Source organism: Paenibacillus oryzae (genome assembly GCF_001675045.1).
GTDB classification, from domain to species: Bacteria; Bacillota; Bacilli; order Paenibacillales; family Paenibacillaceae; genus Pristimantibacillus; species Pristimantibacillus oryzae.
Genome location: NZ_LYPA01000051.1, coordinates 68,230 through 82,569, shown reverse-complemented (window position 1 = coordinate 82,569; position 14,340 = coordinate 68,230). Strand labels below are relative to the sequence as shown.

At 51.2% G+C, this 14,340-nt stretch carries 10 protein-coding genes; 3 read left to right on the top strand and 7 right to left on the bottom strand.

Features of this window, described 5'->3' with window-relative positions:
* Positions 1 to 210: 210 nt before the first annotated feature.
* From A7K91_RS11085 to A7K91_RS11075, 3 genes are read right to left on the bottom strand one after another with little or no spacing between them, the layout of a single operon-like run.
* On the bottom strand, positions 211 to 858 hold the full coding sequence (locus A7K91_RS11085; protein ID WP_068682594.1) for a nitroreductase family protein: 648 nt from the start codon (positions 856 to 858) through the stop codon (positions 211 to 213).
* A gap of 32 nt (positions 859 to 890) precedes the next feature.
* Positions 891 to 1,529: an NAD(P)-dependent oxidoreductase gene (locus tag A7K91_RS11080; RefSeq protein WP_068682592.1), complete on the bottom strand. Its 639-nt coding sequence runs from the start codon at positions 1,527 to 1,529 to the stop codon at positions 891 to 893.
* A 34-nt stretch (positions 1,530 to 1,563) separates the two neighbouring features.
* Complete coding sequence (locus tag A7K91_RS11075) at positions 1,564 to 2,424, bottom strand: VOC family protein (protein WP_068682590.1); 861 nt, start codon at positions 2,422 to 2,424, stop codon at positions 1,564 to 1,566.
* Between the two features lie 150 nt (positions 2,425 to 2,574).
* Here A7K91_RS11075 and A7K91_RS11070 point away from each other — a divergent pair, with 150 nt between their 5' ends.
* Positions 2,575 to 3,189, top strand: a complete 615-nt coding sequence (locus A7K91_RS11070; RefSeq protein WP_068682588.1) for a hypothetical protein — start codon at positions 2,575 to 2,577, stop codon at positions 3,187 to 3,189.
* Positions 3,190 to 3,553: 364 nt separating this feature from the next.
* On the opposite strand, the gene A7K91_RS11065 is transcribed toward A7K91_RS11070, so the two are convergent.
* Entirely contained in the window at positions 3,554 to 5,806 is a 2,253-nt protein-coding gene (locus A7K91_RS11065; protein ID WP_068682586.1) for a heavy metal translocating P-type ATPase, read from the bottom strand.
* A 221-nt stretch (positions 5,807 to 6,027) separates the two neighbouring features.
* Between A7K91_RS11065 and A7K91_RS11060 the strand changes: the two genes are divergently transcribed.
* Positions 6,028 to 7,863 carry an HSP90 family protein gene (locus tag A7K91_RS11060; RefSeq protein WP_068682584.1) on the top strand — a complete coding sequence of 612 codons (1,836 nt, stop codon included), beginning with the start codon at positions 6,028 to 6,030 and terminating at the stop codon, positions 7,861 to 7,863.
* Positions 7,860 to 8,933, top strand: a complete 1,074-nt coding sequence (locus A7K91_RS11055) for a hypothetical protein (protein WP_068682582.1) — start codon at positions 7,860 to 7,862, stop codon at positions 8,931 to 8,933. Before A7K91_RS11060 ends, A7K91_RS11055 begins: the two co-directional genes overlap by 4 nt.
* A gap of 307 nt (positions 8,934 to 9,240) precedes the next feature.
* On the opposite strand, the gene A7K91_RS11050 is transcribed toward A7K91_RS11055, so the two are convergent.
* From A7K91_RS11050 to A7K91_RS11040, 3 genes are all read right to left on the bottom strand, one after another.
* Positions 9,241 to 10,008 carry a sugar phosphate isomerase/epimerase family protein gene (locus tag A7K91_RS11050; RefSeq protein ID WP_068682580.1) on the bottom strand — a complete coding sequence of 256 codons (768 nt, stop codon included), beginning with the start codon at positions 10,006 to 10,008 and terminating at the stop codon, positions 9,241 to 9,243.
* A gap of 201 nt (positions 10,009 to 10,209) precedes the next feature.
* Positions 10,210 to 12,045, bottom strand: coding sequence for an NADPH-dependent assimilatory sulfite reductase hemoprotein subunit (locus A7K91_RS11045; protein ID WP_068682578.1), 1,836 nt, complete (start codon positions 12,043 to 12,045; stop codon positions 10,210 to 10,212).
* 150 nt (positions 12,046 to 12,195) lie between these two features.
* A complete protein-coding gene (locus A7K91_RS11040; protein WP_068682576.1) occupies positions 12,196 to 14,094 on the bottom strand; it encodes an assimilatory sulfite reductase (NADPH) flavoprotein subunit in 1,899 nt (632 codons plus the stop codon).
* Positions 14,095 to 14,340 lie beyond the last annotated feature (246 nt).

Sequence of the window (14,340 nt, the reverse complement as noted above, 5' to 3'; positions counted from 1 at the left end):
TCCATTAAAGTGGATAGTTAACACTTCGACAGAGGCTTATGGAAATCCTTGTTAGTTAATTGGTCCGTCGTAGAAAAAAAACCGCCTGCAAGACGGAGGCGGCGGGCGCCTTGTTTTGCAGACGGTTTTGGGGTGCAAGGAAATAAAAAACCTCAGAAGCGCGCTATTGAGGAGGCGCGGCCGCGTATAGCGGCAAGGCTCTGCCCTTCCTTACTTAATAAATTTCACGCGGCCTTCAAGCGGTGCAAATTGCTTTTCGCCAGCAGGCGCTACCGGTTTGCCAAACGGCATTTGGGCAATCAGCTTCCAGCTTGCAGGAATGCTCCATTCCGCTTTGACGGCATCGTCGATCAGCGGATTGTAGTGCTGGAGCGTTGCTCCAAAGCCTTCTTGCTCAAGCGCAGTCCAGACTACCAGCTGCAGCATGCCGTTGGATTGATTGGACCAGATCGGGAAATTGTCGGCATAAGCGGCAAATTGCTTTTGCAAGCCTTCGATAACTTCAGTGTCCTCGAAGAACAGGACCGTGCCGTAGCCAGCGCCAAAAGCATTCATTTTTTCCTGTGTCGGGCCAAATTGGTCAGCGGGTACAATAGCCTTCAATGTTTCTGTTGTCAGGTTCCACAGCTTTTTATGCTGCTCGCCAGCCAAAACGACCACGCGTGCGCTTTGGGAGTTGAAGGAAGATGGCGTATGCTTTACGGCATGATTAACGACTTCCTGAATGCGCTCGTCGGAAACAACCTTCTCCGAGCTGATTGCATAGATAGAACGTCTGCTTTCAATTGCTTCGTTAAAGCTTTTTGCTCCGTTTTCCGATTTTTTTCCTTGTCCAAACAAGCTGTCCATAATTCCCATAATGTAAACTCCTCCAATAATTGTATGTTTTTTTATTCTTCCCCTACTACGGAGAACCTTGCGTTTACCGATTTGGGTTCCTCTATTTCATCAACCACCGCAATTGCGTAATCGCTATAGCTGATATAGCTTTTGCCTTGGCTGTTAAAATGCAAATGATCCTTGCCTGCTTTATAAGCGCCTGTTCTTTTGCCCTGGGGATCAAAAAATACAGCTGGACTCAGGAAGGTCCAATTTAATCCCGCCGTTTTCTGCAACAGATTCAGGTTTTCACCCTGATTGCTTGCTGTAGCATAATACTCCTTGGGGAAATTCGGCGTGTCCATTAAACGGACAGTTGCAGCCTCGTCCACATACAGACTGCCAGCGCCGCCAACAACAAACAATCGTGTGCCGCTTACGCCTTTTAATGCGTCAATCAGCACATTGCCCGCTTCCACATGAGCCGCTTCGTTGCCTGGCGTGGCGCCAAAAGCGTTAACGACCACATCAAAAGGAGTCAAATCTTCTGTTGTTAGCTGAAACACATCCTGCTCCTTAACGGTAAGCCTGCTGTCACTGATTTTGGATGCGTCCCTAACAAAGGCCGTTACTGCATGTCCTCGGCTTAGCGCCTCTTCCGCAATCAGCTTGCCCGCTTTGCCGGATGCTCCAATGATGGCTATTTTCATGCCGCAAACCTCCTTTCCTAAAGTCTGGCTATGCTTATTCTGCAATTAATCTGATTTTGATCCCGTATGGATCCGTTAACCATTTGATAACGCCGTCTGTCTCCACCTGAAATCCGTATTCTTCCGCCGATTTTGCCGTTTTGTCCAGTTCCTCGCGATTAGGCGCAACGATGGTAAAATAGTGGATTCCCGTTCCGTTCGGGGGTACAGGAGGCGCTCCCGCTCCAGCCCATAAGTTAAGCCCAATATGGTGATGGTAGCGGCCGGCCCCAAGAAACAAAGCGCCCATTCGCATCATATCCGCTTCAATATCAAAGCCTAGCGCTTCGCTATAAAAACGTTTGGCTTTGGACATATCGCCTACATGAAAATGAACATGACCGATCGTCGTTCCTTCCGGCAATCCGGTCCAAGGCTCGCCTTCGCCTTCCTTCAGCAGCCCCTCCCAATCGATAGGGTCGGTAGCCATATTGACATAACCTTGCGGGTTATACTTCCATTCTTCCCTTGGACGGTCGCGATAAATCTCGATGCCGTTCAAATCGGGGTCCGACAGATACAATGCTTCGCTGACGAGATGGTCCGCTTGCCCAACCCGAAGTCCAGCATCAACAAGCCGCTTGAGCGAGACGCCCAACGCTTTGCGGGAAGGCAGCAGAATAGCGTAATGATATAACCCGCTGGCCGATTGAGGCGGAATAACGACAGCATTTGGCACCTCTTGAAGGACCAGCAAAGCATTTTTGCCATCTACAGTCAGCTCTGCTGTGTCACCTTCCTGCTTCAGCAGGGAAAAACCAATAATATCCTGATAAAAGGCAAGTGAACGAGTCAAATTGCTGACGCGCAGCTTAACGGCTCCAAGCCTCGTGTCGGGATGCACCTTATAAGACATCTTTTTCACCTCGGTCCATTCATTTCGTAAATATCTATATATTGAAATGTTACTTACTATTTGTTATTAAGTATATATTTTAATTGGTCACTCGTCAAGCACAATTTTGGGCCTTTAGAAGATAGCCCATTTCCTTTGGATAACGTTTGGATGACAATGGATGACGGCGACTGGATGACAGTCGATGACTGCATTTGGATAACAGGCATTCTCTTTGGGATGACAGTTGATGACGGTGTTTGGATAACAGGCATTCTCTTTGGAATGACAGTTGATGACGGCGTTTGGATAACAGGTATTCTCTTTGGAATGACAGTTGATGGGGCAGGTTGGCTGACGGTGGTCTCCTTTATGATTAGTATTTATAGACTGCCCTCTCAAACCCGTTCCATCCCTTCATTCTGCAAAAGATTAACAACAAAAAATCAAAAAGAGGCGCTTTGTATGATTTTTCGTATAAAAGTGAGCCGGTTCCGTGTCATTTCAGCTACTTTGTACGATAAATCGTACAAATCCCTAATTTTGGGAGTAGCAACACTTTCATTTTGTACGATATTTCATACAACTTGCCTCTATTCCAACGGGTACACTATTATTTTGTATGAAAAATCGTACAACTTGTGCACATTGGGCTGGTATTTCCTCAATAACGAAAAGCCAGCCGGTATTTTCACCGACTGGCCCACCTTTTTGCTACCTCTTAGACCACTAGACGAAACACTACTTTGTGACATCACTTCTAGCCTCATACGCTCTACTTTGTGACACACTTCTAGCCTCGTACGCTCGACTTTACGACATCACTTCTAGCCTCGTACGCTCGACTTTGTGACACACTTCTAGCCTCGTACGCTCGGCTTTGAGACATCACTTCTAGCCTCATACGCTCGGCTTTGTGACATCACTCCTAGCCTCGTACGCTCGGCTTTGTGACATCACTCCTAGCCTCGTACGCTTGGTTGTGCACCAGGTTAATGTATTTCCGATCCATACAAATCGCTTCTTACCGTTTCATGTACTACTGTCCTGACTAACATTGATTCATACAGTTACAGCTTCATGGGAGTTCATCTTCATAGTTACAGTCTCATACAGTTACAGCTTCATGGGAGCTACATCTTCATGGTAGTTACAGCTTCATCCGCTGCAATCTGAGCGAGTTTAATACGACGGATACCGAGCTTAGCGCCATCGCCGCTCCCGCTACCCATGGGGCAAGCAGGCCAATTGCAGCAATCGGTATGCCAAGCGTGTTGTAGCCCAGCGCCCAAAACAGGTTTTGCTTAATGTTGGACATCGTTTTGCGGCTCATCGCAATGGCATCGGCGATGGCCGACAAGTCGCCCCGCATAAGCGTTACATCGGCGGCCTCCATCGCTACATCGCTGCCGGTGCCAATCGCCATGCCAATCGTTGCGGTCGCCAACGCCGGGGCATCGTTGATGCCGTCGCCAACCATGGCGACCTTCCTGCCGCTTTCCTGCAGCTTTCTGACCTCTTCGGCCTTGCCCTCAGGCAGCACCTCTCCCAGAACGCGGGTTATGCCTACCTCTGCGGCAATGGCTTTGGCGGTTGCTTCATTGTCCCCGGTAATCATGACAACCTCAAGGCCCATTTCCTTCAGTCTTGCAATAGCCGAAGCGGAGGTTGCCTTAACCGTGTCCGCAACGGCAAGCATTCCCGCATATTCGCCGTCAATGGCAACCAGCATAGCGGTCTTCCCCTTGCTCTCCAGCTCCGCCATTTTGTCATAGGCCTTTGAAGCATCAATGCCTTCAGCCGCCATTAGCCTGCGAGTGCCGATCAAAATGCTGCGCCCCGCAGCAGCAGCCTTGACGCCATAACCCGGAATAGCCTCAAAAGCATCCGTCTGCGGCAGCCGGATGCCCCGCTGCTCCGCTCCGGCAACGATAGCCTCCGCCAGGGGATGCTCCGAGCCCTTCTCCGCCGCTGCCGCCAAAGCCAGCATTTCGGCTTCATCATAAACCGCAACAACATCCGTCAGTTCCGGCTTGCCTACCGTAACCGTACCTGTTTTGTCCAGCAGAACGGTATCGATTTCCTGCGTTTTCTCCAGATGCTCTCCGCCCTTGAACAACACGCCCAGCTCTGCTGCGCGTCCCGAGCCCGCCATAATCGAGGTTGGCGTTGCCAGCCCTAAGGCACAAGGACATGCGATAACCAAAATCGCAATGCTTTTCTCCAGCGCCCCGCCCACATTGCCGGGCTCAATCAGGAAATACCACAGGACAAAAGCAAGCGCCGCGATAGCAACGACGATAGGAACAAAAATGCCGGAAATAACGTCCGCGATCCGCTGAATGGGCGCTTTGGAGCCTTGGGCTTCCTCAACGATTTTAATAATTTGCGCAAGCGCCGTATCTTTGCCGATTTTTTCGGCCTTGATTTGCAGCAGGCCGTTTTTGTTCAAGGTCGCCCCGATGACGGGGTCGCCCGCCCGCTTGCTTACCGGAATGCTTTCTCCCGTCAGCATGGATTCGTCGACTGAAGAAGAGCCGTCCACTACCACTCCGTCCACCGGAACCTTTTCGCCGGGTTTTACCAGCACGAGATCGCCAACAAGCACCTCTTCGATCGGAATTCTCAGCTCTTCCCCGTTCCGCAGCACATGAGCCGTCTTGGCCTGCAATCCCATAAGCGAACGAATCGCGTCGGAGGTGCGGCCTTTTGCCATGCTCTCGAACCATTTTCCAAGAACAACAAGAGTAATAAGCACTGCGCTTGTTTCAAAATAAAGCGAAGGCGCGTGATGAGCTTCCCCTCCACCCCGGAACCAGTCCAGCGTCAGGTATACGCTGTAAAAATAAGCCGCCGACGTGCCAAGCGCAATCAGCACATCCATATTGGCGCCGCGGCTTTTGAGCGACTTGTAGGCGCCGGCATAAAACGGCGCGCCCACATAAAACTGAACCGGGGCGGCCACGATGAGCTGGAACCACGGATTCATGAACAAATCGGGAACATACATCCATGAGGTAAAGCCAAAATGTCCCGCCATGCTCCATAGCAGGGGCAAGGACAACACCGCTGCAAGCCAGAACTTCCGCTTGTGCCTCGCTGCTTCCTCCTTTTTGCGCTGCTCCTTGTTTTCCTTCTCCTGCTTCAGAACGGCCCCATAACCAAGCTGCTTTACCTTGTTCTGTAAATCCTCTGCCGTTACCGCATCCGGGGCAAAGGCAACGCTGGCGGTTTCCATCGCGTAATTGACATTGGCGCTGGCGACGCCTGCCATCCTGCCCAATCCCTTTTCGATCCGGTTAGCGCATGCCGCACAGGTCATTCCTGTTATATCTAACGTAACCTGAACGTTTGAATGCTGCTCGGCTACATCTTCTTGCTCTTTCCCTATGTTTGCTTGCATCTTATTCAACTCCCGCTGCCGATTTATGTCCTCAGTATACCCCCCCACCCTATATTAGTCAATTATTATTTACGATACCCTTGTAGGGTATTTCATCGTACTCCTTGCCTAGTTCCATTGTACCGTTTTGACAAAGAGGGGGCAGGTTGCTGGCGAATTATTTTCCAATCTAGTAAAATAAATGGCGAAGACGAACAAATGTTCAGGGGGATGGAGAGGCTATGAGCCAGCATGATAACTATCGATTTCAAGTAAACCTGGGCGGGATGATCGACATCCTGTCCAATCATTTGTACAGCTCGCCCAAGGTCTATTTGCGGGAACTGCTGCAAAACGCGGTAGACGCCGTAACGGCCAGAAGGGAAAATGAACCATTAGCGGAAGGCTCCATCAAAATAGACGTTACAGGCGCAGGCGGTCCGGCCACCTTGACGATACAGGACAACGGCATTGGCCTGACCGAAGAAAATATCCATGAGTTTCTGGCCGTAATCGGCCAATCCTCCAAACGAAGCGGCGATCTGCTTGCCCAGCCTACTTCTTTTATCGGCCGTTTCGGCATCGGCCTGCTTTCCTGCTTTATGGTCAGCGATGAAATCGTTGTGCTGACGCAATCCGCAAAGGGCGGCCCGTCGCTGGAGTGGCGCGGCAAGCCGGACGGCACTTATTCCATACGCAAGCTGGATACGGAGCTGACGCCGGGAACAAGAGTATTTCTTCGCTGCAAGCCGGGGAGCGAGGCTTATTTTGAACAGGAGTTTCTGGAAAGCTCCATCTATTATTATGGCGCGCTGCTGCCGTACCCCATTACCTTGCAGACGGAGCAAGGCTTCAAGCAAATTAACGAGGCTTTGCCGATCTGGATCAAGCATCCCGATATGGCTCGAAGCCATAAGGCCGAGGTTTTGGCATGGGGCGAGCGGCTGCTGGGAGACCGTTTCAAGGATTTTATTCCGCTGCAAACCGCTTCCGGCCGCACAGGGGGCATTGCTTACATCCTGCCCCAAGGCGTTAATTTAAATGCCAAACGGGCTCATCGCGTCTATTTAAAAAATATGCTTGTCTCCGAAAAAGCGGAAAATATTTTGCCTGAATGGGCCTTCTTCGTCAAATGTCTCATCTGGAGCGATGAATTGCAGCTTACGGCTTCAAGGGAGCATTTTTATGAGAATGATCAATTGGAGGAGGTTAGAGGCGAGCTGGGTGAAGCTATCCGCAGTGAATTAATGACGATGGCAGAGCTCGCCCCCGACCGCCTGCAAGCCATTATCGGCTCTCACGCTTTATCCATGAAGGCCCTTGCCGTGGAGGATGAGCAGTTCTACCGGATTATTTACCGCTGGCTTCCTTTTCATAGCAGTATCGGTCAGCGCGAGCTTGGCGAGCTGCTTCAGGAGCACAAGCATCTGTATTACACGCTAACGCTGGATGAATACCGCCAAATTACGCATGTTGCCGCCGCCCAATCGCTTGTGGTTGTTAATGGCGGGTATATCTATGACTACGAGCTTATGTCCCGGCTGCCGCTTGTTCATAACGGCGCAGAGGTTGAGCGGCTGCTGCCAGAGGACGTTTCCTTTACCTTCACCGATCTGACAGCGGAGGAACGCAGAAACTATTACGAAGCAACGCGCGAAGCGGACGCCGTATTGCAGGAATTCCGCACGCAGGTTCAGCTCAAGCGCTTCAAGCCGTCGGAGCTGCCCGCTCTCTATACGCTGTCCAAGGAATCCTCCGATTTGCGCTCCCTGGAGCTTACGAGGGAAGCAGCGACGGATCTGTTTTCATCCGTGTTGGGCAACCTGAGCGCCGGCCTGCAAAATGCCGGATATGCAACGTTGTATCTGAATCTGGATAACCCGGTCATCAGCCGTTTGTTCCAATCTGGGAAAAACGCTATTTTGCCAATTGCGATCAAAATGTTGTACGTCAATGCCTTGATGATGGGGCATTACCCCATGAATCGTCAGGAGCTGAGTGTATTGAACAGCGGGATTATTCAATTTATCGACTGGGGCCTGTCGTCAAAAGACCATAATGGAGGAACTACAGTATGAGCAAAAGCTATGAAGAATTAATGGAAGAAGTATATGATTTACCGGATGGCCTGGCCAAAATCAATCTGCTGGAGGAGGCTGCGCGCGTAGCCGATCTCAGCAACGATATTGAGTCTGCCTACGAGGCACGCAGCATGATTGTGGAAAACGCCACGTTTAACGGCTATCCCATGAAAGCACTGGTTGCTTTTTCATGGATACTTGGCCAATATGATAAAAATCAGGATTTATTCGATGAATACGATTTGTTATGGAGCTACAAGTGGATTTTGGACAAAATATCCTGTTTCCCGGATATTCCGCTGACGCAAATCGACGAGCTGCTGGAGGATATGCGGAAACGCTACAAGGAGAACGGCTATAGCGATCGGACCTACTTTTTCTATATTTCGGTCAATCTCCTTCAGCAAGGAAAGGTCGAGGAGGCAGGAGAATATCTGAAGAAATTCAGAAGCATGGAAGACGATTTGATGAGCGACTGCACCGCCTGCGAGCAAAACCGTCTGGTGGAATACGCCGCTGCCGTCGGAGACGACGAAGCGACGCTGGAAGCCGCCAAGCCGATCCTGAAGGGGAAAATGACCTGCGGCGAGGTTCCGCATGTGACCATCTCCAAGGTGCTGCTGCCGCTATATCGTCTGGGACTGGTGGAGGAAGCTGAAAAGCAGCAAAAAAGAGGCTATAAGCTCATCAAAAACAACCTGGATTTCCTTCAGCATCAGGGCGAGCATATTTATTATTTGTCCAAAACAGACCCGTTTAAGGGGCTGGAGCTGCTGGAGCGTCATTATCCCAGCATGCTAGGCCATGAAAATCCGTTTGATAAAATGATGTTTCTCGCCCATTCTTCGGCGCTGCTGGAGCTTTTGTCGGGTGAATCCGTTGCCGTCAACGCAAGACTGCCGGAATCAAGCCCGCATCTTGCCGGAATGGATGGACAAGCTGGCGGGAGCAAAGGCAATGCGGGACCTCTTGCCGCCGCATTCCGCGAGGATGCGCTGCTATTGGCTGACCGCTTCGACCGCCGCAACGGCAATTCCTATTACCGCAATTATATTCAATCGCTATAAGGCTGAACGGGGCTGTCCGAAAGTTCTGTAACGTTAAATAAGTATTCAGCAAAACCGGCCACTCCCGGAAAAGGGTGTCTTGGATGCTCAAACATTTTTGCGGGCAAAAAAACTCGCCCTCAAGACACCCTTTTCCGTCCGTTCCTCTTTGCTGAATAGTTATTACTTCCACTTGGCTTTTAGGGCAGCTCCGTTTTCAACTTTATTTACTTTATTTGTTAAATCCCGGTTTGCTATACCCTTTTAGTATCTGTCAACTTCAGGCGTTAAACCGGATTTCTGCTGCTAAACCTCTGTTAATTCAGCTTTAAGCCTGAGCCAAACCGCTCAAATAGCGGTAGCTGATCTCAAGGCTTTCAAAGGGATCGCGCATGCATTCATCCTGCTCCACGACATACCACTCCGTTCCGATATCACGGCAAGCCTGGATAATCGCCGGAAAATTCATATTGCCCTCCCCGATCTCCGCAAAGCATTGAGCGTCATTTATAATGGCCATGTCCTTCAGATGAACAACCGCCATACGCCCTTTTACCTGATGAATGGCATCAACGGGATTTACTCCGCCCGCCTGGACCCAATAGGTATCCAGCTCAAAGCCAAAAGCTTCGGGATGGCTCTGCTCGCGCAAAATGTCCATGCCGTTTCTTGCTCCGTAGCGCTGGAATTCAAAGCGGTGGTTGTGATAAACAAAATGGAGGCGATGCTCCAGAAGCTGCTTGCCGATTTCCGATGCGGCTTCCGCAAAAGCGGCATAGCCGTCGGCGCTTCCCCGATAGCGCTCCGGTATGGAGCCTAATCCTACATAACGGCAATTCCAAAGCTTATGCGTCGCGATTGTTTCCTGCAGTCTTTCGGTCAACGCGTCAAACCCAACATGAGTGGCGCAGATGGCAAGTCCGTTATCATCTGCGGCCGATTTGACCGCATGCGCCGGTATAGGGCCAATTCCCGAAACCTGAACGGCTGAATAGCCAATAGCCTTCACCTTGCGCAAGGAAGCCCGCAACCCCGCCTCATCCTTGCAATAATCCCTTAGCGTATACAATTGAGCCGCAATTTGTTCCCGCTTCATCTTTTTTATCGCCGCCTTGTTCCGGAATGCGGGGCCAGCCGTTTACAGCAAAAGCCGGCACACCCAGTTCCAGTGTATCACTGGAGATGGCGGCCGGCTTAACTGGCATTAAAGATTATAGGCGTCTCATTTAACTCCTATTGGTTGATTAGAAATTGGTTAATAAGAAAAAACTTCCTGTTCCCGGTGAAGAAAACCGGTTTAGCTATGAAAGTCCAGACCCGAGGCTACTGCTTTAACATAGCCCGCGCGAATAACAAAATCGCCAAAATGCTCGTTTTGCTCTCGTTCGGACGCATAGTGATGGAGGATTGGCTTCAGCGTATCAATGATTTCCGTCTCACCAATATTTTCTCGATACAGCTTGCTCAGCCGGTCGCCCGAAAAGCCTGCCCCCATATACATATTGTATTTCCCCGGGGACTTTCCGATAAAAGCAATTTCGCCAAGCGCCGGACGGGCGCAGCCGTTAGGACAGCCGGTCATGCGGATATTGATTTCCTCATCGCGCAAGCCCGCTTCCTCCAGCACTGGCTCCAACTTGCCAAGCAAGGTTGGCAAATAACGCTCCGCTTCCGCCATAGCCAAACCGCAGGTAGGTAAAGCAACGCAGGACAACGCGCTGCGGCGAATTGCCGAATGATGCGAGCCTTCGGAGATGCCGTATTGCTCCAGCAAAGCTGCAACCTGCTTTTTCTTTTGAGCCGAAATATTGCCCAAAACGAGATTTTGATTGGCGGATAACCGGAAATCGCCGGTATGAATTTTGGCAATCTCACGCAAGCCCGTCATCAGCATATTGCCTTCGGTATCTACGACGCGTCCGCTATTGATATACATCGTAAAATTCCACTTGCCGTTTTTGTTTTTGGACCAGCCGTACGTGTCGCCTGAACGTTCAAAGGTAAACGGACGGGCGGGAGCCAGCTCCCAGCCAAGCCGCTCATGCAGCTCGCTCACAAACCACTCCAGGCCGTGGCGGTCAATCGTATATTTGAATCTGGCATTTTTCCGCACGGAGCGGTTGCCGTAATCGCGTTGAATCGTAATCGTTTTTTCAGCAAGCTCAAGAATTTGGTCAGGTTTGCAAAAGCCGATCAATCGGCCCAGCTGCGGGTACGTGCTGGTATCTCCATGAGTCATGCCCATGCCGCCGCCGACCGTTACGTTAAAGCCGACCAGCTTGCCCTTTTCTACAATAGCAATGTAGCCAAGGTCCTGGGAATAAACATCGATATCGTTGGATGGCGGCACGGCAATCCCTATTTTGAATTTGCGGGGCAAATAAACCGGTCCGTACATCGGCTCCACAGGGTCAGCCCCGTTGACTGGCGCTTCCGCAACGGCTGTTGCCGCTCCATGCTTTCCAGCTTTGTCGTGAGCTGCTGCCGACACCTTTGCTGCTTTGGCTCCAGCTTCGCCTTTGGGCTTTATCTTCAAATTTTTGTCCAGCTTTTCGCCATCCAGCCAAATTTCATGATAAGCAGGCGTTTTGGGCGCCAGATGAGTTGTAAGCTCCTTAGCCCACTTGTGCACCTCTTCATGCACATCGGATTGCTCCGGATTGGGGTTGCACATGACGTTGCGGTTGACGTCGCCGCAAGCCGCCAATGTGGTCAACATGGCCTCATTGACCTGACGAATCGTTTGCTTCAAATTCCATTTCAAGACGCCATGAAGCTGGAAGGCTTGCCTGGTCGTCAGCTTGATGGTGCCATTGCCGAATTTCTGGGCAAGCTTATCGATTTCAAGCCATTGCTCCGGCGTGGCTACGCCGCCTGGCGTAACCACGCGAAGCATGAACTGATAAGCAGGCTCCAGCTTCTGCTTCTGCCGCTCATTGCGCAAATCGCGGTCATCCTGCATATAGCTTCCGTGAAACTTCATCAGACGGTTGTCCAGCTCGCTCATGCCGCCCGTAACCCGGTTTTGCAGCGTTTCAACAAGGGAACCGCGCAAATAGTTGCTTTCCTGCTTTAGATGCTCAACGTCGCTTGGAGGGCCGCCAATCGGCACTACCTTTTGTCCGTTTGCCATTTCCGTTCAACTCCTTCAAGTCTTGCTAAAATTCTATATTTTCATGCTGCTAATGTCGCAAGTATATTCAGTAATGGGAAGCATTTTTTGAAGTCCCTCTAACCGCGCTGACTGTCCTAAAAAGACGCCGTGCCGATAGCCCTGACTGTCTTAATAGACATCGCGCTGGTAGCGCTGGGTAGCTTGCAGTTCAGCCACATAAGCAGCTGCTGCTTCGGAGTCCAATCCGCCTTGCTGCTCTACGATTGTCAGCAGCGCTTTGTGAACGTCATGGGCCATGTGCTTTTCATCTCCGCAGACGTAAATATGCGCCCCTTCCTGAAGCCAGCCGTACAGCTCCGCCGCATGCTCCAGCATCCGGTGCTGCACATAAACCTTCTCTTCCGAATCACGGGAGAATGCAACCTCCAGCTTGCTAAGCGCGCCGGAATTCAGCATCCGCTGCCAGTCCGTCTGATAGAGAAAGTCGGTTACAAAATGGCGGTCGCCATAGAACAGCCATGTTTTCCCTTCCGATCCAAGCTCCTCTCTTTCCTCCAGGAAAGCGCGGAACGGGGCAACGCCCGTACCCGGACCAATCATGATAACCGGCGTTGACGGATCAGCCGGCAGCTTGAAATTGGGATTTTCCTGAATAAACAACGGCAGCGTATCTCCCGCCTCCAGCCGCTCCGACACCTGCACGGAGCAAACGCCGCCACGTTTGCGGCCATGGCTTTCATATTCCACTTTGCGAATGGTGAGATGGACTTCATCCGGATTCGCCTTATTGCTGCTAGCAATGGAGTACAGGCGCGGCGGCAGCTTGCGCAATACCGTCGTAACGGCTCCCGCAGGCAACGTCCACGGCCCAAAATCCTGCAGCAAATCAAGCAAGTCGCGTCCGTTCACGTAAGACCGCAGCTCATCCTTGTTCTCCGGCTTCAGAAGCTCGGCCAAACGGCCGTCGGCGGAATAAGACTGTGCTTTTTCCAGCAGAGGGCGCGTCAGCACGGTAATTTCAAAATGGCGCAGAAGCGCTCCGCGAAGCGTTGCGTCCTCGCCCTGCCTTTCAGGCAAAACAATCTCGTTCGGCTTCCAATTCATTTGAGCAATGATGGCATCCACTAATGCAGGATCGTTTTCGGGATAAATACCAACGCAATCGCCCGGCTGGTAGCTTAACCCCGATCCTTCTAGCGACAGCTCAAGATGGCGCGTCTCGCGGTCCGAGCCGCGGCCGTTAAGGTTGATCGTGGTCAGCACCTCTGCCCGAAACGGGTTGGTGCGGGAATAGAGGTTTTCCGTTCCTTGGCTATCCGCTGCAGGCGCGGACACGGCCTGTGAAGCCACAGCCGCCCCTCCTGCTACAGATGCTTGCACCGCATCCAGCACCTTGCCGAACCACAGAGAAGCCGGCTCCTCAAAATCCAGATCGCATTCCACGCGGTCCGCTATCCGCTCCGCTCCCAGCTCTGCAAGTCGCTCGTCGAAGTCCCGGCCCGTCTTGCAGAAAAATTCATACGACGTATCTCCTAGCGCAAGTACAGAATATTTGAGTCCTTCAAGACCCGATGCGCGTTTGCTGTACAGGAATTCATAAAAAGGCAAGGCGTTATCCGGCGGATCTCCTTCGCCATGCGTGCTGGCCACAATAAACAAATGGGCCGTTTTTTTCAGATTTGCCGGCTTGTAGACATTCATGGCCGACAACGTCACTTCAAACCCTAATGCCTTCAGTTTGTCAGCCAAACGACCGGCAAGCCTCTGAGAGTTACCCGTTTGCGATCCAAACAGCACGGTCGCTTCGCGTGGTGCTCCAGCCTGCACTTGCACCGCTTCCGCAATTGCAGCCGCACCCGGTGCAGCAGCAAGCACAGATGAAGCCGCGGCAATATCTGGAGCAGCAGTCAATCCATTTTCAATCGGGGTAACACCCGTTCCGCCACCATAAAAAGCCAAAAAACCGTTCAGCCATTGCACTTGCGTTCCCGTCAAGGTTGGCAGCAGCGTATTAAGCAGAGCTGCCTGTTCCTCCGAAAACGGACTATTCGTCACCTTGAGTTGCAACAAAATCCACCTCGCATCTTCCCTGTTTAACTAGAGCAGGTTATGAACACGCTCCGAATTCCTAGTTCATCAGTATGAATTATTTTATTGCTTTAAAACTACCATAACGGCCAGTTTCGGTCAATGAAATTGGCTCGTTTCCGCCTATAAGAAATATTGAATAGAACAATGAGGTTTGCTTATGATGGATTGGACATAAGATCATTACTAAAAAGTATTAGTATTATGGGGAGCTAAGCCACGTTA

What these genes read in the sequence shown, in the direction of transcription:
- A7K91_RS11045 (WP_068682578.1), bottom strand. Translation starts at nt 12,045, where the DNA reads ATGGCAAACGGACAAAAGGTAGTGCCGATTGGCGGCCCTCCAAGCGAC.
- A7K91_RS11060 (WP_068682584.1), top strand. Translation starts at nt 6,028, where the DNA reads ATGAGCCAGCATGATAACTATCGATTTCAAGTAAACCTGGGCGGGATG.
- A7K91_RS11065 (WP_068682586.1), bottom strand. Translation starts at nt 5,806, where the DNA reads ATGCAAGCAAACATAGGGAAAGAGCAAGAAGATGTAGCCGAGCAGCAT.
- A7K91_RS11085 (WP_068682594.1), bottom strand. Translation starts at nt 858, where the DNA reads ATGGGAATTATGGACAGCTTGTTTGGACAAGGAAAAAAATCGGAAAAC.
- A7K91_RS11075 (WP_068682590.1), bottom strand. Translation starts at nt 2,424, where the DNA reads ATGTCTTATAAGGTGCATCCCGACACGAGGCTTGGAGCCGTTAAGCTG.
- A7K91_RS11050 (WP_068682580.1), bottom strand. Translation starts at nt 10,008, where the DNA reads ATGAAGCGGGAACAAATTGCGGCTCAATTGTATACGCTAAGGGATTAT.
- A7K91_RS11070 (WP_068682588.1), top strand. Translation starts at nt 2,575, where the DNA reads ATGACAATGGATGACGGCGACTGGATGACAGTCGATGACTGCATTTGG.
- A7K91_RS11080 (WP_068682592.1), bottom strand. Translation starts at nt 1,529, where the DNA reads ATGAAAATAGCCATCATTGGAGCATCCGGCAAAGCGGGCAAGCTGATT.
- A7K91_RS11055 (WP_068682582.1), top strand. Translation starts at nt 7,860, where the DNA reads ATGAGCAAAAGCTATGAAGAATTAATGGAAGAAGTATATGATTTACCG.